The sequence below is a fragment of the Burkholderia sp. Ed8 genome (genome assembly GCF_040761425.1).
In the GTDB taxonomy this organism is placed as follows: Bacteria; Pseudomonadota; Gammaproteobacteria; order Burkholderiales; family Burkholderiaceae; genus Burkholderia; species Burkholderia seminalis.
This window is the reverse complement of record NZ_CP142886.1, coordinates 2718910-2745363: the sequence shown is the minus strand read 5'-3', so window position 1 is coordinate 2745363 and position 26454 is coordinate 2718910. Positions and strand designations below refer to the sequence as shown.

Genomic DNA, 26454 nt, shown 5'->3' with positions numbered 1-26454 from the left:
GGAGGCCGCATTCTCGCACCCAAATTCAATCGGCGCTGACGGCGCCGCCGGTCACTTCGCGAACAGCTGGCCGATATCGCGGAACGCCTTGAATTCGAGCGCATTGCCGCACGGATCGAGCAGGAACATCGTCGCCTGTTCGCCGACCTGCCCCTGGAACCGCACGTACGGCTCGATCACGAAGGTCACGCCGAACGCGCGCAAGCGCTCGGCCAGCGCCTCCCAGCTCGGCCAGTCGAGCACGATCCCGAAATGCGGCACCGGCACGTCGTGACCGTCGACCGGATTCGTATGCGCGCCGTCCTGCGACGCGGTCTTCGGATGCTCGTGAATCACGAGCTGGTGCCCGTAAAAGTCGAAATCGACCCACTGCGCGCTCGAACGCCCTTCCGCCAGCCCGAACACGCGGCCATAGAAATCGCGTGCGGCCGACAGGTCGTAGACCGGAATCGCCAGGTGAAACGGGGAAAGACTCATGGTTGCCTCGTGGGGAAACGCTCGCGTGGCGCGAGGACGGCACCATGGTAGACAAGGTCGAGCAAAAATTAAATCAATATATACTTTCGCGATTCACAAACGGAATTGATGAATGATCCGCGAGCTGAAAACCCTCGTCGCCGTCGCCCGGGAAGGCACGTTCGCCGCCGCCGGCAACCGCATCGGGCTCACGCAGGCAGCCGTCAGTGCGCAGATGCAGCGGCTCGAGGCCGAGCTCGGCTTCGCGCTGTTCGACCGGCAACGCCGGTCGGCGCGGCTCAACGAGATGGGCCATCACGTGCTCGACCAGGCGCAGGCGCTGCTCGGCCTGTACGACAACTTGAGCTCGACGGCGCCCGGCTCACCGGCCGCCGTGCGCGTGACGATCGGCGCGATCGCATCGGTGCAGAGCGCGCTGCTGCCGGCCGCGCTGGCCGATTTCCATCGCCGGCATCCCGCATGCCGGACACGCGTGATCCCGGGGCTGTCGATCGAGCTGGTGAACCGGGTCGATGCGGGCGAGATCGACATGGCCGCCATCATCCGCCCGCCGTTTTCGCTGCAGAGCGACCTGCACTGGACGACCCTCGCGCAGGAACCGTTCCGGCTGATCGTGCCGCGCGGCGTGAAGGGCAAGGACTGGGCCGGCCTGCTCGCGAGCGAGCCGTTCGTGCGCTACGACCGCGCGTCGTTCGGCGGCCGTCAGGTCGATCGCTTCCTGCGCAAGATGCACATCGCGGTGCGTGACACCTGCGAACTCGACGAGCTCGATGCGATCGTCAAGCTGGTCGAAAACGGTGTCGGCATCGCGATCGTGCCGCAGACGGCCGTGTATCGCCGCTGGCCGGCCGGCGTGCGCGCGATCGACCTCGGGCCGCACACGTTCCACCGCGACATCGGGCTCGTGCACCGCGCCCGGCGCACGATGTCGGAACCGGCGCAGCAGCTGGCGCAACTGATCCAAGCCGCGTCGCGGATCAGTACGCCGCCGCGGCCTGCCTGACCGGCGCGTGGCGGCTCAACGCCGCCCGGCCGCCCAGTCGACGGCCGCGTCGAACAGCGCGACGCCGGCCGGCGACAGGTTCGCGAACGTATCGTTGTCGAGGAAGAACATCACGCGGCGCGCCGGCGCGAGCGCTTCGTAGTCCATCGTCGCGCCCTTCTCGTACGCGAAGATCGCGGCCTTGTCGGGCTGCCCGTACACGGTCGCGATCGTGATCGCGCCGAGCCCCGGCTTGCCCCAGCTCATCGGCGCCTGCTTGCCGTACACGTTGGTGGCGCCGGCCGGCAAGCCGGCCGCAATCGGATGCGGTGCGTTGACGAGCCACAGGTAGCGCTCCTTGCCCGTTTCGCCGAAGTCGGCGTCGTGCCGCTTGCCCGTCATCGCGAGATCGTCGAGCAGGTCGTTTTCCCAGGTCACGAGCGGCTTGTCGAGCGTGCGCCAGCCGGGCTGCACGTTCTTCGACGACACCGTCGACGAGATCACGACGAGGTCCGCGTCGCGCGCCGCATCGGGCGTGGCCGACTCGTCGATCAGGCGCACCGCATAGCCGCGTTCGCCAAGATGCCGGCCGATGCGTTCGTCGGCCTTCAGGTTCGGGCCGCGCAGCTGCACGAGCATCGCGACGCGCGTGACGGCCGCCGGTGCGTCGGCCGCGGCGGCGGACGCGGGAGCCGATACGCCCGCGCCCAGCGCGAGCACCGCGCCCGCGATCGCGCGCAACGCGCGGCGCCGCGTGCCGGCGGCAACGGCACGCAGGGCGCCGGTCTTCGTCTTCAGGTTCATCGGAATGTTCTCCATGGCCGCGCGCCGGCGCACCGGCCGCGCGGCGATTGCATGATCAGAACTGCAGCGTGGTCAGCAGCGACACCTGTCGCGCGTCGCCGATCGCGACGAAGTAGCGGTTCGCGCTCGACGGGTAGTACGTGCGGTTGAACAGGTTCTTCACGTTCAGCTGGAACGACAGCTTCTGCTTGCCGATCCGCGTGTCGTAGGTCGCGAACGCGTCGGCGAGCACGTACGACGGCAGCGTGAAGCTGTTCGCCGAATCGCCGGGACGGGCGCCGACATAGCGCGCGGCCGCGCCGACGCGCAGGTCGTCGCCGCCGATCATCGTGCCGAAGTCGTAGACGGCCGCGAGCGAAGCGGTGTGGCGCGCGACGTTCCACAGCTGGTTGCCCGCATACAGCGGATCCTCGGTCGTCTTCGCGTCGATGTACGCATAACTCGCGATCACGTTCACGCGTTCGCCGATCCTGCCCGACACGTCGAGCTCGACACCGCGCGAGCGCGCCTTGCCCGACGTGCGCCAGTCGGTCAGCTTCGTCGCGTCGTTGTACTGCGACACGAGCACGTTCTTCTTGTCGATGTTGAACAGCGCAAGCGTGCCCGTCATCCCGCCCTGCAGGTCGAGCTTGCCGCCTACTTCCCATGCGGTCGCCTCCTCGGGCGGCGTCGAGCCGTCGATCATGTAGCCCGACGCCATCGGCGCGATCGACGACGATGGCTTCAGCGACTGCGAGTAGCTGCCGTACAGCGAGAACGTGTCGGTCCATTTGTAGACGACGCCCGCGCGCGGCAGCCACTTCGAGCCGCTCAGGTCGGTGTTCGCCTTGAACGGCCGGCCGCGCCCCGCGACCTGGTTGTACGTGATGTAGCGCAGGCCGCCCGACACGATCCACTTGTCGGTGAGGTGAACGGTATCCTGGAAGAACGCGGACGCATCGTGCAGCGTGTCGGTCTGGTCGCTGTCGCTCGCGGACACCGTGCTCGACGGCGGCAGCAGCCCGTACACCGGATCGATGTAGCTGAACGGCGTCTTCACGGCCTGGCGCAGCATGTCCTTGCGATAGATGCGGCGGTATTCGGTATCGAAGCCGACCTGCACGTCGTGACGCATTCCCGCGAGCGTCAGCTTGCCGTTCACGTAGCCGACTCCGTAGCTGTCGGTGCTGAGCGAGCCGTGCGTCGCATCGTTGCTGCGCGTCATCGTGCCCTTCACCGGGTCGACGCCGGTCGTGCGCAGCTGGTTCGCGTCGTAGGTCTCGCGGTTGTAGCTGTAGCCGAAATGCGCGCTCCAGTCAGCGTTGAACTGGTGATCGACGGTCAGCTGCGCGAGATGCGATTCGCCGTCCATGTTGTTGAACGGCTCGTCGATGCGCCGCCGCGCGGGAATGTCGAGCGGCGCATTGGTGCGCGGATCGAGCGCGGTGCCGCGATCGAACGGCGTATGGAACTTGCGGTACTGGTAGGAGAGCGCGACCTGCGTGTCGCGGCCGTACCACGCGAGCGACGGCGCGACGAAGGTCTGCCGGTTCTCGCCGAAGTTGCGCCAGTACTGCTCGTTCGACTGGTCGACGATCAGCCGGTACGCGAGCCGCGAATCGCCGATCGGCCCGGTCGAATCGAACGTTGCGCCGCCGCCGTTCTTGCCGTGTCCGAACGTCGATGCACCGAGCGAAATCGCATTGTAGCGCGCGAGTTGCGGCTGCTTGGTGACGACGTTGATCATCCCGCCCGGATCCATCAGCCCGTACAGCAGCGACGTCGGGCCCTTCAGCACCTCGACGCTGTCGACCGCCGCGTTGAACGCGCGACCCTGCACGAGCGGCATGCCGTTCTGCATGATCGAGCCGTCGCGGTTGCCGCCGAAGCCGCGCTTCATGATCGTGTCCTGCGTGCCTGCAAGCGTGTTGCCCTGCGTGATGCCGCTCACGTTGCCGAGCGCGTCGTCGAGATTGCGCGGACGCTGGTCGCGCAACACCTGCGCGGGCACGATGTTGACGGCCTGCGCGGTGTCGAGCAGTGGAATGTCCGAGCGCAGCACGCCCGCTTCCTTCGGCGCGCGATAACTTTCGGCGCGCAACGCACTCGTGCGCACGTTGATCGCCGGCAGCTCGGCGGCCGGTGCGACGCCGGCCGCCACGGTTCCGGCCGCCGAACCGTCCGCGCGCATCAGCGTGTAGCCGCCGCCCGGCTGGCGCAGCGCGACGAGCCCCGTGCCGGCCAGCAGGCGATCGAACGCGCCGTCGATGTCGAACCGGCCGTGCACGCCGCCGCTCGTCAGACCGGCCGTCAACTCGGCCGGAAACGCGAGCAGGATGCCCGCGTCGCGCCCGAACCGGTTCAGCGCGGCCTCGAGCGGGCCGGCCGGAACGTCGAACGCGCGGCGCGGCGCACGCTGTGCCGCGGGCGCCGCGTCGGCGTCGGTGTCGGCCAGCGCGGGCAGCGGCAGCAGCGCCGACAGCAGGACCGCACCGGCGAGTCGGCGCGCAAGACGGCCCGGCGCGACCGCGCGCGGCAGATGACGGGCGGGCGCCGGACGGCGCCGATACGTGAGACGGATGGAAACCATGAGCGGAGAGTCGGTGGACGATGGGCCAATGCTGCTTTCAATACCCATGTCACGCGAACCGCGAAAAACAGCTCAAGCCGGCGGAAATTTTTGTCGATGCGCTCACGAACCGGCCGGCACGACCGTCGCCCAGTAGCGGGTCAGGTAGTGGATGTCGATCGGCAGCGTCGCCTTCAGCGTGTCGAGCACGCGCGCGGGATCGTCGAGCGGATAGGTGCCCGATACGCGCAGGTCGGCCACGGCCGCATCGCAGCGCAGGCTGCCGCGCCGATAGCGGTCGAGCTCGGCGACGAGATCGGCCAGCCGCATGCGCGACGCGACCAGCATGCCGCCCGTCCATGCGGACGCATGCGGATCGAGCGGCGCCGGCGCGCCGATCGCATCGCGCGTGAAATCCGCCCCCTCTCCCGCCGCGATCACGCGCGTGCCGGCCGTCGCGCCGGCCGGCTGCACGCGCACCGCGCCGGCGAACACCTCGAGGCGGGTCGCACCGTCGCGCTGCCGTACCGCGAAGCGCGTGCCGAGCGGCTGCAACTCGCCTTGCGCGGTCGCGACGACGAGCGGCCGCGCGGGCTCGCGATCGTCATGGCCGCTCGTCACCATGACCGTGCCGCGCAACAGGCGCAGGTGGCGCGTCGTGTCGTCGAAATGCACGTCGAGCGCCGTATCGGTATCGAGCACGACGACCGTGCGATCCGCGAGTGTCACCGTGCGCCGCTCGCCGACCGCCGTGCGCAGGTCGGCCGGCCAGATCGCCGCGCGCCGCGCGGGCTCGGCCATCCAGGCGGCGGCGCCCGCGAACAGCAGCACGGCCAGCGTCTTCACGGCCGCGCGGCGGCGGCCCGCACGCGGCGGCAGCAGCGCCGCATGCGCGGCCTGCGCGTCGAGCCCGGCCGCGAGGCGGCCGAAACGGCCCTGCATCGTCTCGATATGACGCCATGCCGCTTCATGCGCCGGATCCTCGGCGCGCCAGCGCGCGAGCGCGGCGTCAAACGCCTCGTCAGCGCGGCCGGACTGCCGGTCGGCCCACCATTCGACCGCGCGGCGTGCGACGTGCGGCGGCACCGCCGGTGCGCGTGGCACGGCCATCGGTCAGGCCGCCATCGCGAAGAAGCACTGCGTGCCGGCCTTCACGAGATGGCGCTTCACCGTCGCGAGCGACACGCCGAGTTCGCGCGCGATCTCGGCCTGGGTAAGGCCGTCGAGTTGCGCGAGCAGAAACGCACGCTTCGCCGCGAGCGGCAGGCCGTCGAGCAGCTGGTCGATTTCGAGCAGCGTCTCGAGCACGACGGCCCGCTCCTCCGGCGACGGCGCATGCGCTTCGGGGCGCTGCGCCAGCACGTCGAGATACGCGCGCTCGATCTGCTCGCGCCGCCAGTGATTGCTCAGCACGCGCTGCGCGACCGTCGTCAGGAACGCGCGCGGCTCGTCGGCGCCGATCGGCTCGTCGCGTGCGAGCAGGCGCATGAACGTGTCGTGCGCCAGATCGGCCGCGCGATGCGCGCAACCGAGCTTCCGGCTCAGCCAGCCGCGCAGCCACGCATGGTGGCCGGCATAAAGGGCGTCGATTTCTCGATGGAGAGACAGCTTGTCAGCGGACATGGCCGGGTTCCGGGGTGCGCGGGCGTCAACGATTCCGTAAATGAGAATGATTATTATATACAAAAGCAAGCCTGCGGCCGCGGTTTCGATGCGCACGGCGGCGATCGGGTCGCGCCAGGTAGCGAAGCCGAGCTGCCGTCGCCGGCCGCGGGCGACCTGTCTTTAACACACGCATTGCGGTCCGGCCCATTCAATTCATTCAATAATTATTTGACGGATCAATAACAATATTCGAATCGCCGCGATTCCCCGCTCGATTGCCCGGCATTGTCGCGGGAGACGCAAAACGCAATGACGAAATCACGAAACGCCAACGCATTGATACGAGATTCTCAATAATCCAAATCCCTCAACGGTGCATTTCGAAGAACCCCCCTGTCTGCGTCAGACCACAACGGAGAATTTCGTTTTTGCCGTTCCATTGCGGCTCGGTAGTCTCCTGCCATTCCGGATCACGAACACAAGCCCATGCGCAAGGAGATGAAATGAAACGCACGACCCTCTCGCTGATTTCCGTCGCGTCGTTCGCGGCGATACCCGTCGCACATGCGCAATCGAGCGTCACGCTGTACGGCGTGATCGACACGTCGATCACCTACGTGAACCACGCGCAGGGCAAGGACAACGCGTGGATGCTCGGCAACAGCAGCGCGGGCAACCTGGCCGGCAGCCGCTTCGGCGTGAAAGGCACCGAGGATCTCGGCGGCGGGCTGAAGGCGCTGTTCCAGCTCGAGAACGGCTTCGACCCGAGCAACGGCCGTCAGGGCCAGGGCGGCCGCATGTTCGGCCGGCAGGCATTCGTCGGCCTGACGAGCGACCGCTACGGCACGCTCACGTTCGGTCGCCAGTACGACCCGCTCGTCGATCTCGTGCAGGGCATCACCGCCGACAACTATCTCGGCAGCGTGTTCGCGACGCCGGGCGACGTCGACAACTACGACAACAGCTTCCGGGTCGACAACGCGGTGAAGTACACGTCCGCCGTCTATGCGGGCCTGCAGTTCGCGGCGATGTACTCGTTCGGCGGCATCGCGGGCAGCACCGGCGCCGCGCAGTCGTATTCGGCCGCCGTGTCGTACAACAATGGGCCATTCAGCGTCGCCGGCGGCTACTTCCACGCGACCAACAGCCCCGCGTCGAACGGCCTGCGCAGCGGCTGGACCAGCTCGTCGGACGGCACCTTCGACGGCCCGATCAACAGCGGCTACGCGAGCGCCCACTCGCTCGGCATCGCGCGTATCGCGGGCCAGTACGTCGCCGGGCCCTTCACGTTCGGCCTCGGCTACAGCAACGCGCAATACCGCCGCGACGCCAGCTCGGTGTTCGGCTCGAACGAGCACTACAACACCGGGCAAGGCTTCGTGAACTACCAGGCGACGAACGCGCTGCTCGTCGGCGTCGGCTACAGCTACACGCGCTCGGGCGGCGACACGTCGGCCACCTATCACCAGGTATCGGCCGGCGCCGACTACAACCTGTCGAAGCGCACCGACGTCTACCTGACCGCCGCCTACCAGCATGCGAGCGGCCAGACCGGCGACGGCCAGGGCGGCTCGATGGCCGCGCAGGCGTCGATCGGTTCCTACGGCTATGCGGGCACCAGCTCGCAGACGATGGTCAACCTCGGCCTGCGTCACCGCTTCTGATGGGAAGCGACCGGTCGCACGCGATGCGGCCGGTCGAAGCCGCGGGACGTGAACGGCGGCTTCGGCCGCCGTTGTTTTTCCGCTTTTGTTCGAATTCGAGCCGGACAGGGATGGCCCGGTGAAATCCTTTCACGCAATTCGATACGGCGCACACGAGACGGCTGACGTCGTGCGTCAGGTTTCGATCGCCGCCGTCGCACCGGCATTCACCGAAAATCCGGCCATTTTTACCGGTCGGATGTCGTCGCGCCGCGTGATCCGACGCGATAAAAATGCGTGGCGAACGCGTGCGCAAATGCAAAGGAAAGTTTGACGCGAGCCATTTGCCCGCCCGCTATGGCACACTTCGCGTCTCACGTCATTTCCTTGCACCGGGCGCCCGGATTCCGCCCCAACCTGCCATGCCGCGTCATACCATCCGTCCGATCAGCCGCGAAACGCTGAAAATCGCCTCGACGATCGCGCTGTCGTGCGCGGTGCAGGGTGTCGCGCAGGCCGATTGCCTCGACGATGCGGCCGCGTTCCAGCACGTGAGCGTCAGCCTGATGCGCGGCATCGCGCAGGTCGAATCGGGAATGAATCCGAACGCCGTCAACACCAATACGAACGGCACGGTCGACATCGGGCTGATGCAGATCAACAGCACGTGGCTGCCGACGCTCGCGCGCGAGGGCATCACGCGGGAAAGCCTGTTCGATGCGTGCACGAACGCGTATGTCGGCGCGTGGATCCTGTCGCAGAACATCCGCCAGCTCGGCCCCAACTGGAACGCGATCGGCGCGTACAACTCCGCGTCGCCCGACAAGCGCCTCGCGTATGCGCGCAAGGTCTATGATGCAATCCGAACCATGCCGGATTCGCCGGATACCCCCATGCCTATCCTGCCCCCCTCCTTCACGCCGCCGCAACAGGCACAGGCGTACAACCCGTTCGCGAGCCTGAGCGTGTCGGCGCCGCCGGTCACGCGCCCGCGCACGGTCTCGCCGGCTCCACCGCCTCCGTCGCCGCAGGGCGGCCCCGCCGGCCCGGCCGGCACGTACAACTTCGGCTGGACGGTCACGGGCGCGGACCAGGCCAAGCCGACCCAGGTATTCGACGACGGCGCGCGGATCTACGTGCAGTTCAGCGACATGAAGCACGTGCCGGCGATCTTCACCGAGACGTCGAGCGGGCGCGTGCTGATGTCGTGGGAGCTGCAGTTTCCGTATGCCGTCCTGACCCGTCCCGCGCAAACGTTAATCTTCCAGCTCGGGCCGTTCGAGGCGCGTGCGCAGCGTGGGGCAGCCGGGAGCGCGGCCATGACCGCGCAGGCCGGTACGGCGGGCGCGGCCGCCGCTTCGAAGAAGTCCGCCGGTACCGCCACGAATCCGGCAGCGGGAACGGCGTCGAAACGCACGGCTTCGGCCGATGCGCTGTGGTATCTGGATACGCCGTCGACGTCGGGATCGACGGCCGCCTCGCCATCGACGGCGAACCTTCCCGCCACGCTGCCGACGGCCATCACGTCGAACACGCCGCCGCCCGCGCCGGCCCAGGCACCGGCCGCCCAGCCTTCGCGCGTCAGTACGGATGCGCTGTGGTACATCTCGAAGTGACGCGCCCCCGATCGCACGGGTAGCGCGTCACGCCGGCGCCGTCACATCACCCGCGCCGGACCCAGATCACTTTCCCGTCGTGAATGCCGAGATTGCGGCGCTCCTGCCGGTAATCCATCGTACCCGGCAGCGACTTGCCGTCGCGCTCGAGCACGCGCCACAGGCAGCCGTCCAGTTGCGCCGCCGCATCGGCCTCGGTCTTGCCGACCAGCGCGTCGTCCTGCCCCGCGTCCGCCTTGCATGCCTGCGGCGCACCGGCCGGCGCGCCGCTTGCGCTCGAGACCTTCGTGTTCATGTCCGCACATCCCGCAAACGTTGCGCCCGCAACCAGCGCCGTCATCATCGCGATCGTCTTCTTCATCGGTTTCTCCCTTTCGCGCCCGGCGAAACATGAGCGGCGTTCGTCGCCGGCCGGGCGTTGCATGCTTGACCGGTCCCGCGCCCAACCGGCCGCGCCGATGCGGCGCGCCGGTATCGCGGCTTCGGCGGCTTCGGCCCGGTGCCGAAGCCGCCTGCATGTTACCGCACGCTGACCGGCGCGAAGGCGCGCGCATCCGGGATGCGCGCCCGGTCGCGCATGTCGCGCCGGCCCGATCAGAACGTGTAGGTCACGCCCGCCAGCCCGTAGTAATTGCTGCGCGACTGGACGATCGGGCTGTCGCCGTAGCGGCCGAGCAGCCGCGTCACGCCGCCGGTCGCGAGCACCGACCAGTGCCGCGACAGCGTCCAGTTCCACGCGAGCGCCATCGACGCGCTGTCGATCCCGCCGCTCGTCGAATACGGCCGGAACCGGCTCGTCATCGACTGGGCATCGGTCACGCCGTAGAACGTCTGCATGTAACGTCCCGAGCCCGCGTGCACGGTGCCCGTCACGATGATCTCGTGCTGCGACGTCTTGAGCACCGGCACCGCGAGATCCACGTGCCCCGACACGCCGCGCGACGTGTGCGTCACCGGTGTATCGATCGCGACGCTCAGTTCGGCCGCATCGAAGAGCGTCACGCCCGCGCGCACGCCGACGAGCACCGAGCCCGGAATCCGGCCCATGCCCTTCAGGTAGTCGGAGCCCGGCAGGTCGAAGCGGTTCTCGTCCGCGCGGCCCGCGTCGTAGCTCACGGCCGCCGACACGAACACGCCGTGCGGCAGGTTCAGCTTGTAGCCCGCGCCCTCGGTGCTGTCGATGAAGAAGCCGTTGCCGAACGTCGCGGAGAACGACGGTGCGACGACGCCGCGATACTGGTTGCTGCCCGCGTAGCGTGGCGCGAAGCCGCCGCCGAGCGACAGCGAATACTGGTTTTCCGCGTGGGCGGCGGCGGCGAGGGTCAGGCCGGCGAGCGGCATGCAATAACGATAGCGGCGGAGTAGGGGGCGCACAATATTGAGATCAGAGTGACGGAGCCCGAAGTCTAGGTGCGGCCTTGCGCCGCGACTGTCCTGAATGTGCGGAGAATCTGTGCTCAATTGTGTTCGATTGTTCGAGATTGTCGCCCCGCTCCCCCGCCCTCCCGTACGCCGGATAGAATTCGCGTGCCGCGCCGCCCATCAGCCTGCCGGGTGCGAGATGGCGCGCGCATCCCGAGGAGACCATGAACGAAGACCCGCTCAAATACCGTGTGCTGCTGATCGAGGACGACGACCGTCTCGCGCAGCTCGTCCGCGAATACCTCGACGGCTACGAATTCGCGGTGACGGTCGTGCGGCGCGGCGACCTTGCCGTCGCGGCCGTGCGCGAGCACCAGCCGGCCCTCGTGATCCTCGACCTGATGCTGCCGAACCTCGACGGGATGGAAGTCTGCCGGCGCATCCGCGCGTTCACCAACGTCCCCGTGCTGATCCTGACCGCGCGCGCCGACGTCTACGACCAGATTGCGGGCCTCGAGACCGGCGCCGACGACTACGTGACGAAGCCGATCGAGCCGCGCGTGCTCGTCGCGCGCGCCCGTGCGCTGCTGCGCCGCGCGCAAACGGCCGCGGCCGAAGCGCCCGTCGCCGCGCCGGAGGCGCTCGTGTTCGGCGAACTGACGATCTCGCCGCCGAACCGCACCGTCACGTGGCGCGGCGAGCCGGTCGACCTGAAGACGGCCGAATTCAACCTGCTGCTGATCCTCGCGCGCGCGGCCGGCACCGTGCTGAGCCGCGACGACATCCTGAAGCAGTTGCGCGGGATCGAATTCGACGGGCTCGACCGCTCGGTCGACTCGGGTATCTCGAAGCTGCGCCGCCGCTTCGAGGATGCGTCGTCGGAGCCGCACAAGATCAAGACGATCTGGGGTCGCGGTTATCTGTTCAGCCCTTCCGCGTGGGACGAATAAATGCTGCGCCCGTTGATCAGGCTGTACCTCATCGTGATCGTGTGCGTCGCCGCGTCGATCATGTTCATCCAGCTGGCGTTCGACCGGATCTTCTACGAGCGCGTCGCGCAGGCGCAGCGCGATTCGCTGACGACCTATTCGTTCGTGCTGAACGACTACCTCGAGCGCCATCCGGGCGCGCAGCGCGAGCTTGCACTGCGCGAACTCGCGCTGCACGGCAACGAAGGGTTCGGCTTCATGTCGATGGCCGACGCGCGCGCGCAACTGAGCGGCGCACCGCTGCGCGATCTCGATGCCGGCAGGATCGCGATCAGCTACAACGGCAAGGATTACTACATGCCGCTCGCGGATGGCTCGGTGCTGCATGCGCGCCCGATCGAGCCGCCGGATCTCGACATCCGGATCTATGCGTACCTGCTGCTCGCGCTCGCGGCGCTGTTTGCGGTCGTGCTGTGGATTCACTATCACTGGCGCGACATTCGGCGGCTGCAGGATGCCGCGCGCGCGTTCGGCGCCGGCAAGCTGTCGACGCGCGTGAAGCTGGCGGGCAAGAAGTCGAACATCTACGAGCTGTCGCGGCAGTTCAACGACATGGCCGAGCGCATCGAGGCGTCGATCAAGCAGCAGCGCGAAATGATGCATGGCATCTCGCATGAACTGAAGACGCCGCTCGCGCGGCTCGAATTCGGGCTCGCCCTGCTCGCCGAACCCGACGAGACCGGACGGATGCGCGAGCGCCGCGATGCGCTGCGGCGCGACGTGCGCGAACTCGACGAGCTCGTCACCGAGCTGCTGACGATCGGCCGCCTCGAACAGGGGGCGAGCGAACTCGCGCCGATGGAGATCGTCGTCGACGCGCTGATCGACAGCGTCGCCGGCAACGTAGCGAACGACGTCGCCGATCGCGGGATCACGCTCGACGTATCGGCGTTCGGTGCGCCCGCGACTCACGTGTGCGATCCGAAGCTCGTCGCCCGCGCGCTGCTGAACCTGATCCGCAACGGCGCGCGTTATGCGTCGCGCAAGGTCCTGCTGGCCGCGGCCGGCGACGCGAGCGGCGCACTCGTGCTCAGCGTCGACGACGACGGCCCCGGCATTCCGGTCGCCGAACGCGCGCGCGTGTTCGAACCGTTCCAGCGGCTCGACTCCAGCCGCGACCGGCAGACCGGCGGTTTCGGGCTCGGGCTCGCGATCGTGCGGCGCGTCGCGCAGGTGCACGGCGGCGACGTGCGGCTCGAGGATTCGCCGCTCGGCGGCGCACGCTTCGTGATCACGCTGCCCGCGCTGACACTGCCGGACAGACTTTTCGACATGACGGGCACCGATACACGCGCCGACACGCCCGGCGACGTCAAGCGCACGGCCACGCCGTCGCGATGACAGGCACGGCGGGCCGCCGCCCGACCGGATCCGATTGCTCGCCGCTCAGCGGCGGCGCAGCAGCGCGACGAAGAACAGGCTGCCGAACAGCGCCGTCACGATGCCGATCGGCAAATCCTCCGGCGCGGCCAGCGTGCGGGCCGCGACGTCGGCCCACACGAGCAGGATCGCGCCCGTCAGCGCGGCGACCGGCAGCAGCCGACCGTGCTCGGCGCCGACGACGCGCCGGCACAGATGCGGCGTGACGAGCCCGACGAAGCCGATCGCACCGCTCACCGCGACCATCGCGCCCGTCGCGAACGACGCGACGACGAACACCTCGCGCCGCATCCGCGCGCTCGGCACGCCGAGCGACGCCGCGGCGACATCCCCCGACATCAGCGCGTTCAGTTCGCGCCGTCGCGCGTACAGCGCGCCGCCGGCAAGCACCGCACACACGGCCGGCACCGGCAACAGGTCCCAGCGTGCGAGCCCCACGCCGCCGAGCATCCAGAACAGCACCGACGATGCGGCGCGCTGGTCGCCGAGATACAGCAGCAGATTGCCGAATGCGGCCATCATGAACGACACCGACACGCCCGCGAGCAACAGCCGGTCCGATTCGAGCCGGCCGGCCCGGTGCGCGAGCGCGACGACGCATGCGGTTGCCGCGAGCGCGCCCGCGAACGCCGCGGCCGACAACGTGAACGGGCCGAACGCCGCACCGGCGACCACCGTGACCGCGACGGCGCCGAGCATCGCGCCCGCGCTCACGCCGAGCAGATGCGGATCGGCCAGACGATTCGCGGTCGCCGCCTGCAACGCGACGCCGACCGCCGCCAGCGTCGCCCCGACGGTCGCGGCCAGCAGCGCGCGCGGCATCCGGATCAGCCACACGATGCTGTCGTCGCCCGCGCTCGCCGCGAACGCGCCAGTCTCGCCGAACGCCAAGGCGAGGTGCGCGGCCACGATCCGCACCGCGGCCGCCATCGCGATCGGCGCCGGACCGAACGCGGCCGACACGACGATCGACACGATCAGCAGCACGGCCAGCGCCGGCAGCACGACGCGCATGCTCATCGCGCCGGCCCGGCGAACGCGGCCGGATACAGCGCACGCGCCAGCGTCTCGACGGCCGCGACGTTCTCGGGGCCCGGTGTCGCCGCATCGTACGGAATCACGACGAAGCGCCGGTCGCGGATCGCCGCCACGCGCGCGAGCGCCGGCTGGCTCAGCAGGAACTGCTGCTTCTGCGCGGCCGTCACCGCCGAGTAGTCGACGATCACGATCGCCTGCGGATCGCGCGCGACCACACTCTCCCAGCTCACCTGCGTCCAGCTGCGCGGCAGGTCGTCCATCACGTTGCGCGCACCGGCCGCCGCCAGCAACGCGGTCGGCATCGCGAGCCCGCCCGCCGTCATCGGCTTGTCGGTCCCGCTGTCGTAGACGAACACGCGCAGCGGCGCCGGCTTCCCGAGCGTGCGCGCCACCGCCGCGAGACGCGCACGCATCGCGGCGACGACTTGCGCGGCACGCGCGTCGACGCCGAAGATCCGGCCGAGATTGTTCAGGTCGCGGAACACGTCCTCGAACGACGCGGCCGATTGCTTCATCACGTGCGAGCACGACTCGGTCAGTTCGTAGGTGCGAATGCCGAACGGTGCGAGCGTCGCGGGCGTCACGGCGCCGCCGACATGCATCCCGTAGTTCCAGCCCGCAAGATAGAAGTCGGCGCGCGCGGCGGCCAGCACCTCGAGCGACGGATACTGGCTCGCCAGCTCGGGCACGCCGCGCAACGCGTCGCGCACGCGGGCGGTGCCCGTCTTCCAGCCGCCGATGCCCGTATAACCGACGAGCCGGTCCTTCAGGCCGAGCACGAGCATCATCTCGGTCAGGTTGACGTCGTTGCTGACCGCGCGCGTCGGGGCACGCTCGAACGTCACGTCGCGCTCGCAACTGCGCACGGTGACGGGATAGGCGCCCGCGTGAGCGGCGGCGCAGCCGAGCGCGGCGGCGGCAACCAGCCGGCGTGCGACGGAGGACAAAGGAAACGGCATGGCGGTCATTCCGGATGAAGCGGCGTGATGCGCGGCCGGCCCGATACAGGATGCCGATCGACGAGCGCGGCGACGCCGAACACGTCGCGCAGCAGCGCATCGGTCAGCACGTCGCCCGGCGTGCCCGACGCGACGACCCGGCCATGCGCGAGCACGTGGAGCCGGTCGCAGTACGCGGCCGCGAGATTGAGGTCGTGAATCGTCGCGAGCGTCGCGATGCCGAGGCGGCGCACGCGTGCGAGCAGTTCGAGCTGGTGACGCAAGTCGAGATGGTTGGTCGGTTCGTCGAGCAGCAGCAATTCGGGCTGCTGCGCGAGCGCGCGGGCCAGCAGCGCACGCTGCTTCTCGCCGCCCGACAGCGAGGCGAAGCGTTGCGCGCGGCGCGCGACGAGGCCGACGTCGCGGAGCGCGGATGCGACGATCCGGCGATCGTTGGCCGACTCCGCGTCGAACGCCCGCTGGTGCGGCGCGCGGCCCATGCCGACCAATTCGTCGACCGTCAGCCCGAAATCGTCCGGCGTCTCCTGCTGCAGCACCGCGATGCGCTGCGCGACCGCGCGCGGCCGCATGCGCCAGACGTCCTGCGCCTCGAGCGCAACGCGGCCCGCATCGGGCCGCGCGTAACGGAATATGCAGCGCAGCAGGCTCGTCTTGCCGCTGCCGTTCGGGCCGACCAGCCCGACGAATTCGCCTTCGGCGACCGTCAGCGTCACCGAATCGAGCACGTCGATCGCGCCGCCGGGAGACCAGCTCACACGTTCGATGTCGAGCATGTGGGTGACGGGACGCATGTCGCGCCGCACTAGAAACGCATCGTCGCGACGAGCTCCGCCGAGCGCGACGGGCCGAGCAGCCATTGCTCGCCGCCGTTCGACGTCGTCACCGCGTACGTGCGGTTCGCGAGATTGCGCAGATACAGCGCGAGCTCGGTGCGCGACGTCGGCTGCCAGCGCAACGATGCATCGAACACCGTGTACGACGGCACCTGCAGGCGGTTCGCATCGTCGCCGTAGGTCGCGCCGACGTAGCGCACGCCTGCATTCGCCTGCCAGCGTTCGGCGAACGCCCAGCCAAGCCACAGGTTCGCGGTCTGCTGCGGCACGTTGGACGGCACGTTGCCGGCCCGCGATACCGTCGCGCCGCCGTCAGTCTGGTTGAATTCGTCGTAACGCGCGCGCAGCAGCGCGACGTTCGCGTCGATCGTCCAGCCCTGCGGCAGCCGCGCACCGCCCGTCAACTCGATGCCGCGCGACGATTGCCGGCCAACCTGCCGGCGCAGCGCCGGATGGAACGGATCGCTGCTGAGCAGGTTGCGCTTCGTGATGTCGTACACGGCGAACGTCCAGTATGCGCGGCCGTCGAGCAGCGTCTGCTTGAGCCCGGCCTCCCACTGCTCGCCGGTCGCGAGCCGGTAGTTCGCCTGTGACGCGGACAACGTCACGAGCGAGCCGAGCCCCTCCGCGCCCGTCGTGTATTGCGCATACGCGCTGAGGGTCGAGGCGACTTCGAACACGAAACCGGTGCGCCAGCCGACGTTCGCGAAGCGCTTGTCGAAGCCCGCGCCGGTCGCCGCCTGTTCGCGGCTGAAGGCGATGTGGTCGTAGCGCACGCCGCTCAGCCAAGCGAGCCGCGGCAGCACTTCGAGCCGGTTCTCGGCGAACACCGCGGCCTGCCGCGCCCGCGTGCTGAATTGCGGCACGATCGGATCGGGGCTCGTGAAGATGCCGGGGTCGAAGCCGTGCACGGGCACCGTCGATTCGCCCCCGTACGGCGAGTTGTTGATGCCGCTGAACGTGATCCGGCTGAACTCCGTGCCGACGACGAAGCGGTTCGCACGGCCGAACAGCGTGCCGTCGACGCGCGCGCTCAGGCGGTCGCCGATCTGCCGCTGGTGGTGGCCGATGTCGAGATAGTCGCCGCGCGTGACGCGCCCCGCCGCGGGATCGAGCGCGTACGATTCGGCGTTGCGCCAGTGGCGGTTCGACGTCAGGTAGTAGAGCTGGTTGTCGATCGTCACGCCGGCCGCGGGCCGGTAACTGGCCGACAGGCGCGTCCACTGGTCGTAGTACGAAATCGTCGCATCGCCGACGGTGTAGTTGAGCTTGCGCAGCGACGGATCGAGCACGCCGTTCGGCGCCGGCACGCCGTAGTACGTTGCCGGCATCTGGCGGCCGTAGTCGTAGTCGAGCGTCAGCGTGAGCCGCGGGCTCACGTCGAGCTTCAGTGCGCCGCCGAGCGCCGTCGTATGCGTATCGGCCCGCTCGGCGAGGCCGTTCGCGCGCGCGTCGCTCGCATAGAAGCGGTAAGACAGCCGCGCGCCGAGCGCACCCGTCGTATCGAACGCGACGCGCTTCGCGCCGTCGAGGCCGATGCCCGCCTGCAGCGTCGTCTCGCGCGTGCGCTGCGGCCGCTTCGGCACGACGTTCACGACGCCGCCGATCGCGCCCTCGCCGTACAGCACCGACGCGGGGCCGCGCAGCACCTCGATGCGCTCGGCCGACCACGTATCGAACGGAAACGTGATCGTGCCGGCCGCCGGCATCAGCCGCACGCCGTCGAGCAGCGTCATCACCGATTCCTGCCCGCTGAAACCGCGCACGCTCAACGCGGTGCCGCCGTTGCCGGGCGCCATCGCGCTCGCGAAGCCGGCCGCGCGCGTGACCGCGTCGAGCACCGTGCGATCGCCGCGTGCGTCGATCGTGGCGGCCGTGACCGTCTCGACGCTCGCGGGCGTATCGAGGCTCGCGAGCCCGAGCCGCGAGCCTGTTTCGAGCGGTTGTGCCAGCGGGTCGGTTGCTACGGGTTGCGCGCTGACGTTGATCGCCGGCAGCACATGCCGCTCGTCCGGTGCGGATGCGGCCGCTTCGGCGGCCAACGCGCCGGAGGTCGCCATCGCGCAGCCCAGCAGGGTCGTGCAGCCGCGCGCCGCGCGTGTGCGCCAGGCGCCCGCGTTCCGGCGCTGCGCGGCATGGTGCCGCTCCCCGCGCGCCAGATGGTTTCCGGATTTCGTCACGTCGTATCGATCTGGGTGGAATGTCGTCGCCGGCCACCGGCGACGAAAACGTCGGATGATACAATATATCAACTCGATCCGTCAGGAATTTGTCAGCCTTTCTGCCCTTCCCGGTGCCCTTACAGCGGAAAACTGAACCGCACCCACAGCGTGTCGCCCTGCGGCCGGTTGCGCACCGCGAACTCGCGCCGGGACTTCACGACCCCGCCCGACGCCGGGCCGCGATCAGCGGCCGACTTCCTTCCACTTGCGTGCGAGCCCGAGGCGTTCGAAACGCTCGATCAGGAACTCGGTGAACACGCGGATCTTCGCCGGCTGGTGCCGGCGGCTCTGGTACGCGATGTTGACGGTGAGCGCGGGCAGCTGCCAGTCGGTGAGCACCGGCACCAGCTTCCCCGCGACGATATCGTCGTGGATGATGTAGAGCGGCTGGATCAGGATGCCGAACCCGGCGAGCGCCGCCGCGCGGATCACCTGCCCCTCGTTCGCATCGAGCACGCTCTTGATCGTGACCGACTGCGTCTTCGCGCGACGGCGGAAATGCAGCACGTATGGATCGTTCGCGAGGTTGTAGACCAGCAGCCGATGGTCGCACAGCGCGTCGGGCGTCGCCGGCGCGCCATGCTTCGCCAGATACCCGGGCGACGCGGCCAGCACGCGCCGCGTCTCGGCGAGCTTGCGCACGGTGATGCCCGAATCGGCTTCGTGCTCGCGCGTGCGGATCGCCACGTCGATGCCGGCCTCGATGAAATCCGGGTAACGGTTCGCCGCGACGATCTGCACGTTCAGGTTCGGGTACCGCCGGTGAAACTCCGGCAGCGCGGGCGCGATATAGATCGACGCGAACGACACCGACGCGGTCACGCGCAGCGTGCCGGCCGGATTGACGCTCGCTGCGTTGACGGCCGCATCGGCCTCCGACAGCTCCGTCAGGATCGCGACGCAACGGCGGTGGTACTCGTGCCCCGCGTCGGTCAACCACAGGCGGCGCGTGGTGCGCTCGACGAGCCGCGCGCCCAGCCGCTCCTCCAGCGCATTCAGGCAGCGGCTCGCCGCCGCGCTCGACATGCCGAGCCGTTCGGCGGCCTTCGTCAGGCTGCCCAGCTCGGCCACCTGCACGAAAAATTCGATCTGCGTCCACTTGTCCATGCGTTCGATTCTTCCACCTGGCGGAGAACAAAACTCCTCCAAACCCGCTTTTTTACGCCTCTGGGAGGAATTAATGTTACGTCAACGCGCCATCGAACGACATCAGGAGACACCCCCTATGCGCAATCTCAACGAAGACACCATCACGCAGGCCGTGATCGCGTCGCTCGCCGGCTGTCGCGACGAGCGGCTGCGCACGGTGATGACGAGCCTCGTCCAGCACCTGCATTCGTTCGCCCGCGAAACGAAACTCACCGAGGCCGAATGGCAAGTCGCGATCGGCTTCCTGACGGCCGTCGGCCACATCACCGACGACAAGCGCCAGGAGTTCATCCTGCTGTCCGACGTGCTCGGGTTGTCCACGCTCGTCACCGCGCAAAACCATGCGAAGCCGGCCGGCTGCACCGAGGCGACCGTGTTCGGCCCGTTCTACGTCGACGGCAGCCCCGAGTTCGCGATGTTCGACGACATCGCGAACGGCGCATGCGGCGCGCCCTGCTTCGTGTCCGGCCAGGTGCGAAGCATCGACGGCACGCCCGTCGCGAACGCGTCGCTGGAAGTCTGGCAAGCCGACGAAGACGGCCACTACGACGTGCAGCAGCCGGCCGACGACGGGTCCGTCACGCATCGCGCACGCGGCCGGCTGCGCAGCGGCGCCGACGGCCGTTACGCATTCCGCTCGATCCTCGCGGAGCCGTATCCGATTCCGCACGACGGCCCCGTCGGGGCGATGCTCGATGCGCTCGGCCGCCACCCTTGGCGCCCCGCCCACCTGCACTTCATGATCGCAGCGCGCGGCTACGAAACGCTGATCACGCACGTATTCCGCGACGGCGACCGCTATCTCGACTCCGACGCGGTATTCGGCGTGCGCTCGACGCTCGTCGCCGACTGGGTGCGGCATGCGCCCGGGCTCGCGCCCGACGGGTCGCGAATGGACACGCCGTTCTACACGCTCGACTACGACTTCGTGCTGAATCCCGCGGAGCGGGTCGCATGATCCGGCGCGTCGTCATGTGGAACGTTGCGGGCGCAACCGACTACGAGCGCGCGACGGCGCGCGCCAGCGTCAAGACGGCTTTCGAGAGCCTGCGCGGCAGGATTCCGGGCATGACGCACCTCGAGGTCGGCACGGACCTCGGTGCGGCCGACCACGCATGCGACCTGATTCTCGTCGCCGAATTCGAATCGCGCGAAGCGCTCGACGGCTACGCGACGCATCCCGAACACGCACGCGTATACGACGCACTGACCGGCCTGCGCACTGCGCGCCATCAGGTCGACTACGCGACGGACTGAGCAAGACATGAACTTCATCTATCAGGCGCGGCCGGCCCGCGTCGTCTTCGGCGCAGGCAGCCTGCACCATCTCGAACGCGAAGTACTGGAGCTCGGCGCGCAGCGCGCGATCGTGCTCTGCACGCCGGAGCAGCGCGACCTCGCGCAACGCATCGTCGACCGGCTCGGCGCACGTGCCGCCGGGCTGTACGACCGCGCGACGATGCACGTGCCGATCGAGATCGCCCGCGATGCGCAGGCGTTCGCGACATCCTGCGACGCCGATTGCGCGATCGCGATCGGCGGCGGCTCGACGATCGGCCTGGGCAAGGCGATCGCGCTCGAAAGCTGCCTGCCGATCCTTGCGATACCGACCACGTACGCCGGCAGCGAAATGACGCCGATCTACGGCCTGACCGAAGGCGGCCTCAAGCGCACCGGCACGGATGCACGCGTGCTGCCGAAGACGGTGATCTACGATCCCGAGCTCACCGTGACGCTGCCGGTCGAGCTGTCGGTGACGAGCGGCCTCAATGCGATCGCACACGCGGCGGAGGGCCTGTACGCGGACAACGCGAATCCGGTGATGGGCCTCGTCGCCGAGGAAGGCATTCGCGCGCTGGCGCGCGGCCTGCCGGGCGTGCGGCGCGATCCCGCCGATCTCGCCGCGCGCGGCGATGCCCTCTACGGCGCGTGGCTGTGCGGCATGGTGCTCGGCAACGTCGGCATGGCGCTGCACCACAAGCTCTGCCACACGCTCGGCGGCAGCTTCAACCTGCCGCACGCACCGACCCACACGGTCGTGCTGCCGCATGCGCTCGCGTACAACGCGGCGTACGCGCCCGAGGCGATGCAGCGGATCGCCCGCGCGCTCGGGACCAACGACGCCGCGCGCGGCCTCTACGCGCTGGCGCGCGACAACGGCGCGCCGGTGTCGTTGAAGGCGATCGGCATGCAGGCGGCCGATCTCGATCGCGCGGCCGACCTCGCGGCGGCCAATCCGTACTGGAACCCTCGCCCGATCGAACGCGACGGCCTGCGCGCGCTGCTGCAGGACGCCTTCGACGGCAACCTGCCCGGCTCGACCGCGTGCTGACCCGCACATGCGACAAACCCACCAACGAACCCCGGCGAGACAACCCGCACGAATACCGAACGACGCCATGCGGCGGCGGGCCGGGACCATGCGGCAGCCACGCCGCGCTCACCCGCCGATCTTGAACGTCGGCATCTGCTGCCCGAGCCGCGCGCCCATTTCCGCACCGAGCGCCTGCAGCGCATTGAACGGCCGGATCATCACCTCGAACTCGACGATCCGGCCGTCGTCGTCGAAGCGGATCATGTCGATTCCCTTCAGCGCCTTGTCGCCGACGCGCGCGCTGAACTCGAGCACGACGCTCCGGCCGTCGTCGCTGACGAACTGGCGGTGATACGCGAAATCCTCGAGGATCGTGATCACCGTGCGCAGCGCGATCAACAGCGCAGGCGCCGGCCCGTACGGCTTGAACGCCATCGGTGAACGGAACACGGCATCCGGGTGGACGATCGACTCCAGCGGCCCGAAGTCCTTGTTCTCGACCATCACGTGCCACGCGTCGAGCGACTTCGCGACAGCGGGATGAACCTGCGTCGTTGCATTCATCTTCGTAGACTCCTGAATCGTCGAACGGAAAGAAAAGCGAATCGGCGTCAAAGCGTCGCGGCCAGCGTCGTACCCTGGTGAATCGCGCGCTTCGCATCGAGCTCGGCGGCTTCGTGCGCGCCGCCGATCACATGAACCTTGCACCCGGCCGCCTCGAGCTGGACGGCGAGTTCGCGCAACGGCTCCTGCCCCGCGCAGATGATCACGTTGTCCACCGGCAGCGTCCGCTCGACGCCGTCGATCGTCACGTGCAGTCCCTCGTCGTCGATGCGCCGGTACGTCACCGCCGACGACATCCCGACGCCGCGCGCCTTCAGCGCCGTGCGATGAATCCAGCCGGTGGTCTTGCCGAGCCCGTCGCCGACCTTCGACGCCTTGCGCTGCAGCAGGTGGACATGACGTGCCGCCGGTTCGGGCCGCGCATGGCCGAGACCGCCCGCGTTCGCATACGTCCGGTCGACACCCCACTCGGCAAAGAACCGCGCCGCGTCGACACGTTCACCGTCGCCGCGATGCACGAGATATTCGGCGACGTCGAAGCCGATGCCGCCGGCGCCGACAATCGCCACGTCGCGGCCGACGACCTTGCCGTCGCGCAACACGTCGAGATAACCGAGCACCTTCGGATGGCCGACGCCGTCGATCGGCGGCGTGCGCGGCACGATGCCGGTCGCGATCACCACTTCGTCGAATTCGCCCTGCAGCAGCATCTCGGCGGTCGCGCGCGTATTGACGTGCAGCGTCACGCCGCGCAGTTCGATCTGCCGGCGGAAATAGCGCAGCGTTTCGTTGAACTCTTCCTTGCCGGGCACCTTCTTCGCGATGTTGAACTGACCGCCGATCTCGGCGCCGGCTTCGTACAGCGTCACCGCGTGACCGCGTTCGGCCGCCGTGACCGCGAAGCCGAGGCCCGCCGGCCCGGCGCCGACCACCGCGATCCGCTTGCGCTGCCCGGCGGGGCGGATCACGAGTTCGGTTTCATGGCAGGCGCGCGGATTGACGAGGCAGGACGTGATCCTGCCGCTGAAGGTATGGTCGAGGCACGCCTGGTTGCAGCCGATGCACGTGTTGATTTCGTCCGCGCGCCCTTCCCGCGCCTTGCGGACGAATTCGGCATCGGCAAGGAACGGCCGCGCCATCGACACCATGTCGCAATAGCCGTCGGCGAGCAGTTGCTCGGCCACTTCCGGCGTGTTGATCCGGTTGGTCGCGACGAGCGGGATGCCGACCTTGCCCATCAGCTGCCGCGTCACCCACGCATACGCGGCGCGCGGCACCTTGGTCGCGATGGTCGGAATGCGCGCCTCGTGCCAGCCGATGCCGGTATTGAGGATCGTCGCGCCGGCCACCTCGATCGCTTGCGCGAGGCGGATCACCTCGTCGAGCGTCGAGCCGCCTTCGACGAGATCGAGCATCGACAGCCGGTAGATGACGATGAAGTTCGTGCCGACGCGCTCGCGCACGCGCCGCACGATCTCGACCGCGAAACGGATGCGGTTCTCGTACGCGCCGCCCCATGCGTCGTCGCGATGGTTCGTGCGCGCGGCGATGAATTCGTTGATCAGGTAACCTTCGGACCCCATGATTTCGACGCCGTCGTAGCCCGCATGCTGCGCGAGCGCCGCGCAACGCACGAAATCGGCGATCGTCTCGTCGACTTCGTCGCTGCTCAACGCATGCGGCGTGAACGGGTTGATCGGCGCCTTCAGCGCGCTGGGCGCCGCGAGCGCCGGGTGATACGCGTAGCGTCCGAAATGCAGGATCTGCAGCGCGATCTTGCCGCCCGCCGCATGCACCGCGCGCGTCACGACGCGATGGCGTTCGGCTTCCGCCTCGGTCGTCAGCATCGCGCCGCCCGGCGCCGGACGGCCGCGCTCGTTCGGTGCGAATCCGCCCGTGACGATCAGGCCGGCCTCGCCTCGCGCGCGCTCCGCGTAGAACGCCGCCATCCGCTCGAAACCGTTCGGCGCTTCCTCGAGTCCCACATGCATCGACCCCATCAGCACGCGGTTCCTGAGCGACGTGAAGCCCAGGTCGAGCGGGGTCGTCAAATGCGGATAACGGGATGTCATCGGGGCGCCTCCATTTTTATGCAACAAGTTGCACAGATGGTAGTTCACCGCATCCGTTTATGCAACATGTTGCATAAACGGGATCCCTGGCTTGTACTGTGGCCCCGATATGGCAAGATGCGATTCATTCCGCGGCCTCCTCCGATCCGACATGTCCCTGCCTCACGCCCTCCTCACCGCGCTCGCCGAACGTCCCGGGTCGGGGTCCGAGCTTGCCGACCGCTTCGATCGCTCGATCGGTTATTTCTGGCAGGCGACGCATCAGCAGATCTATCGCGAACTGGGGCGCCTCGAGGAAACGGGCTGGATCGAATCGCTGCCCGCCGAATCGGGCCGTGGCCGCAAGCGTGCCTATCGGATCCTGCCGGCCGGCAAGAAGGAACTGCGACGCTGGATCGCCGAACAGGAAGATCCGACGCCGCTGCGCGAAGCGTTGATGGTGCGCCTGCGTGCGGAAGCGGTGCTCGGCCCGTCGGGCCTCGAGGACGAAATCCGGCGGCGGATCGCGCTTCACCAGGAGAAGCTCGACCTGTACCTGAAGATCGAGGCGCGCGATTTTCCGGAAGGCGCCGACTCGCGCGCGAAACGCTTGCAGCATCTGGTGCTGCAGGCCGGCATCGCGAACGAGCGGTTCTGGGTCGAGTTTTCGCAGGACGCGCTCGACACGCTGCGCTTGCCGAAGGATTGATCCGCTGACGAAACACGGGCGGCGTTCGTCTCGGCGCCGATCGGCATCGCACTCGCGCAGCGCATGCGCGGTAACGATGAGCCTGCCGCGGTTCACGCGGCGCCGCTGCCGCAGGCAATCGGCCGCGCGGCCGACGTTGAATCACCGCGCGGCGAATCAGGATCACGCGCCGGGCAGGATCACCACCTTGCCCTTCACCTGCCGGTTCGCCATCCGTGCGATCGCGTCGGCCGCGCCGGCCAGCGACACGCGCTCGGTGATCGCCGGCCGCACCTTGCCGGCCGCGAACCATTCGGCCAGCAGCCGCATGTTCGCGACATGCTGCGCCGGGTCGCGGCGCACCGCATCGCCCCAGAACACGCCGAGAATGTCACGCTCCTTGAGCAGCGCGAGGTTCAGCGCGATCTTCGGAATCTCGCCGGCCGCGAAGCCGACCACGAGGAACCGGCCGCGCCAGGCGGTCGCGCGCAGCGCCGCTTCGCTGTACGCGCCGCCCACCGGATCGTAGACGACGTCGGCACCGCGCCCGCCGGTCAATGCGTCGACGCGCCGACGCAGGTCTTCGGTCGCATAGTCGATCGTCTCGTCGGCCCCCGCTTCACGGCACAACGCGAGCTTGTCCGCGCTCGACGCCGCCGCGATCACGCGCGCGCCGAGCGCCTTCGCGATCTCGATCGCCGCGAGCCCGACCCCGCCCGCCGCGCCCAGCACGAGCAGCGTCTCGCCCGCCTGGAGCCGCGCGCGCTGCTGCAACGCGTGCAGCGACGTGCCGTAGGCGAGCACGAGCGCCGCCCCCTGCTCGAACGCCATGCCCGGCGGCAGCGCGGCGATCTGGTGCACGTCGGCCACGCACTGCTCCGCGAACCCGCCATGCCCGGTGAACGCCACCACCGAATCGCCCGGCCGATACGCGCTCACGCCGTCGCCGACCGCGTCGATCACGCCGGCAAACTCGGCGCCCGGCGAGAACGGCAGCGCCGGCTTCACCTGATACAAGCCCTGGACGATCAACGCGTCGGGAAAATTGAGCGACGCCGCCTTCACCTGGATCCGCACCTGGCCGGCGGCCGGTTCGGGAATCGCGACGTCCTCGATACGCAAACTGTCGATCGGGCCGAATGCGGTACACAACAGGGCTTTCATGCGCTTCTCACTCCTTGCGCGGCGCGGCCGCGCATCGGTACGGTCGGCGGAATGCTCCCGCCCGGC

At 68.8% G+C, this 26454-nt stretch carries 24 protein-coding genes; 9 read left to right on the top strand and 15 right to left on the bottom strand.

Going from position 1 to position 26454, the window contains the following annotated elements; translation table 11 throughout:
* Positions 1-51 precede the first annotated feature (51 nt).
* Positions 52-477 (bottom strand): VOC family protein, encoded by a 426-nt coding sequence (locus VXM69_RS26535; RefSeq protein WP_034186716.1) that lies wholly within the window; start codon positions 475-477, stop codon positions 52-54.
* A 112-nt stretch (positions 478-589) separates the two neighbouring features.
* Here VXM69_RS26535 and VXM69_RS26530 point away from each other — a divergent pair, with 112 nt between their 5' ends.
* Positions 590-1480 (top strand): LysR family transcriptional regulator, encoded by an 891-nt coding sequence (locus VXM69_RS26530; protein ID WP_367189503.1) that lies wholly within the window; start codon positions 590-592, stop codon positions 1478-1480.
* A gap of 15 nt (positions 1481-1495) precedes the next feature.
* Here the strand turns inward: VXM69_RS26530 and VXM69_RS26525 are convergent, their stop codons facing one another.
* The 4 genes from VXM69_RS26525 to VXM69_RS26510 are packed head-to-tail and all read right to left on the bottom strand — an operon-like array spanning position 1496 to position 6434.
* The gene (locus tag VXM69_RS26525) at positions 1496-2263 is read right to left on the bottom strand and encodes a hypothetical protein (RefSeq protein ID WP_226251751.1); all 768 of its coding nucleotides are present in this window, start codon (positions 2261-2263) and stop codon (positions 1496-1498) included.
* 55 nt (positions 2264-2318) lie between these two features.
* Entirely contained in the window at positions 2319-4880 is a 2562-nt protein-coding gene (locus VXM69_RS26520) for a TonB-dependent siderophore receptor (RefSeq protein WP_367189502.1), read from the bottom strand.
* A 54-nt stretch (positions 4881-4934) separates the two neighbouring features.
* Positions 4935-5921: a FecR domain-containing protein gene (locus tag VXM69_RS26515; RefSeq protein ID WP_200087337.1), complete on the bottom strand. Its 987-nt coding sequence runs from the start codon at positions 5919-5921 to the stop codon at positions 4935-4937.
* Positions 5922-5924: 3 nt separating this feature from the next.
* Positions 5925-6434, bottom strand: a complete 510-nt coding sequence (locus VXM69_RS26510) for a sigma-70 family RNA polymerase sigma factor (protein WP_034186712.1) — start codon at positions 6432-6434, stop codon at positions 5925-5927.
* Between the two features lie 485 nt (positions 6435-6919).
* On the opposite strand from VXM69_RS26510, the gene VXM69_RS26505 reads away from it, so the two are divergent.
* Both VXM69_RS26505 and VXM69_RS26500 read left to right on the top strand, forming a co-directional pair.
* Positions 6920-8080, top strand: coding sequence for a porin (locus VXM69_RS26505; RefSeq protein WP_124669786.1), 1161 nt, complete (start codon positions 6920-6922; stop codon positions 8078-8080).
* A gap of 401 nt (positions 8081-8481) precedes the next feature.
* Positions 8482-9675: a transglycosylase SLT domain-containing protein gene (locus VXM69_RS26500; RefSeq protein WP_367189501.1), complete on the top strand. Its 1194-nt coding sequence runs from the start codon at positions 8482-8484 to the stop codon at positions 9673-9675.
* A 46-nt stretch (positions 9676-9721) separates the two neighbouring features.
* Here VXM69_RS26500 and VXM69_RS26495 read toward each other — a convergent pair whose 3' ends face one another.
* Together VXM69_RS26495 and VXM69_RS26490 are read right to left on the bottom strand one after the other, a co-directional pair.
* The gene (locus VXM69_RS26495; protein WP_367189500.1) at positions 9722-10036 is read right to left on the bottom strand and encodes a hypothetical protein; all 315 of its coding nucleotides are present in this window, start codon (positions 10034-10036) and stop codon (positions 9722-9724) included.
* Positions 10037-10269: 233 nt separating this feature from the next.
* Positions 10270-11016, bottom strand: coding sequence for a MipA/OmpV family protein (locus VXM69_RS26490; protein WP_367189499.1), 747 nt, complete (start codon positions 11014-11016; stop codon positions 10270-10272).
* Between the two features lie 245 nt (positions 11017-11261).
* Between VXM69_RS26490 and VXM69_RS26485 the strand changes: the two genes are divergently transcribed.
* Together VXM69_RS26485 and VXM69_RS26480 are read left to right on the top strand one after the other, a co-directional pair.
* Positions 11262-11987 (top strand): response regulator, encoded by a 726-nt coding sequence (locus tag VXM69_RS26485; RefSeq protein ID WP_367189498.1) that lies wholly within the window; start codon positions 11262-11264, stop codon positions 11985-11987.
* Positions 11988-13367 carry an ATP-binding protein gene (locus tag VXM69_RS26480; protein WP_367189497.1) on the top strand — a complete coding sequence of 460 codons (1380 nt, stop codon included), beginning with the start codon at positions 11988-11990 and terminating at the stop codon, positions 13365-13367.
* Positions 13368-13412: 45 nt separating this feature from the next.
* Here the strand turns inward: VXM69_RS26480 and VXM69_RS26475 are convergent, their stop codons facing one another.
* From VXM69_RS26475 to VXM69_RS26455, 5 genes are all read right to left on the bottom strand, one after another.
* A complete protein-coding gene (locus VXM69_RS26475; protein WP_059557033.1) occupies positions 13413-14420 on the bottom strand; it encodes an iron ABC transporter permease in 1008 nt (335 codons plus the stop codon).
* A 2-nt stretch (positions 14421-14422) separates the two neighbouring features.
* The gene (locus VXM69_RS26470; protein ID WP_034186704.1) at positions 14423-15412 is read right to left on the bottom strand and encodes an ABC transporter substrate-binding protein; all 990 of its coding nucleotides are present in this window, start codon (positions 15410-15412) and stop codon (positions 14423-14425) included.
* On the bottom strand, positions 15409-16194 hold the full coding sequence (locus tag VXM69_RS26465; RefSeq protein WP_367189496.1) for an ABC transporter ATP-binding protein: 786 nt from the start codon (positions 16192-16194) through the stop codon (positions 15409-15411). Before VXM69_RS26465 ends, VXM69_RS26470 begins: the two co-directional genes overlap by 4 nt.
* 11 nt (positions 16195-16205) lie before the next feature.
* A complete protein-coding gene (locus VXM69_RS26460; protein ID WP_367190210.1) occupies positions 16206-18296 on the bottom strand; it encodes a TonB-dependent receptor in 2091 nt (696 codons plus the stop codon).
* Positions 18297-18641: 345 nt separating this feature from the next.
* Positions 18642-19565 carry a LysR family transcriptional regulator gene (locus tag VXM69_RS26455; protein ID WP_367189495.1) on the bottom strand — a complete coding sequence of 308 codons (924 nt, stop codon included), beginning with the start codon at positions 19563-19565 and terminating at the stop codon, positions 18642-18644.
* Between the two features lie 118 nt (positions 19566-19683).
* Here VXM69_RS26455 and VXM69_RS26450 point away from each other — a divergent pair, with 118 nt between their 5' ends.
* From VXM69_RS26450 to VXM69_RS26440, 3 genes are read left to right on the top strand one after another with little or no spacing between them, the layout of a single operon-like run.
* A complete protein-coding gene (locus VXM69_RS26450; protein ID WP_069706040.1) occupies positions 19684-20565 on the top strand; it encodes an intradiol ring-cleavage dioxygenase in 882 nt (293 codons plus the stop codon).
* Complete coding sequence (locus tag VXM69_RS26445; protein ID WP_367189494.1) at positions 20562-20864, top strand: Dabb family protein; 303 nt, start codon at positions 20562-20564, stop codon at positions 20862-20864. The genes VXM69_RS26450 and VXM69_RS26445 overlap by 4 nt, the downstream gene beginning before the upstream one ends.
* A 7-nt stretch (positions 20865-20871) precedes the next feature.
* Positions 20872-21939: a maleylacetate reductase gene (locus VXM69_RS26440; protein ID WP_049032395.1), complete on the top strand. Its 1068-nt coding sequence runs from the start codon at positions 20872-20874 to the stop codon at positions 21937-21939.
* 108 nt (positions 21940-22047) lie between these two features.
* On the opposite strand, the gene VXM69_RS26435 is transcribed toward VXM69_RS26440, so the two are convergent.
* A complete protein-coding gene (locus VXM69_RS26435; protein ID WP_049032393.1) occupies positions 22048-22485 on the bottom strand; it encodes a nuclear transport factor 2 family protein in 438 nt (145 codons plus the stop codon).
* Between the two features lie 47 nt (positions 22486-22532).
* Positions 22533-24557, bottom strand: coding sequence for an FAD-dependent oxidoreductase (locus VXM69_RS26430; RefSeq protein ID WP_367189493.1), 2025 nt, complete (start codon positions 24555-24557; stop codon positions 22533-22535).
* Positions 24558-24708: 151 nt separating this feature from the next.
* Here VXM69_RS26430 and VXM69_RS26425 point away from each other — a divergent pair, with 151 nt between their 5' ends.
* On the top strand, positions 24709-25245 hold the full coding sequence (locus VXM69_RS26425) for a PadR family transcriptional regulator (RefSeq protein ID WP_049032392.1): 537 nt from the start codon (positions 24709-24711) through the stop codon (positions 25243-25245).
* A 162-nt stretch (positions 25246-25407) separates the two neighbouring features.
* Here the strand turns inward: VXM69_RS26425 and VXM69_RS26420 are convergent, their stop codons facing one another.
* Positions 25408-26388, bottom strand: a complete 981-nt coding sequence (locus VXM69_RS26420) for an NADPH:quinone oxidoreductase family protein (protein WP_034186696.1) — start codon at positions 26386-26388, stop codon at positions 25408-25410.
* Positions 26389-26454 lie beyond the last annotated feature (66 nt).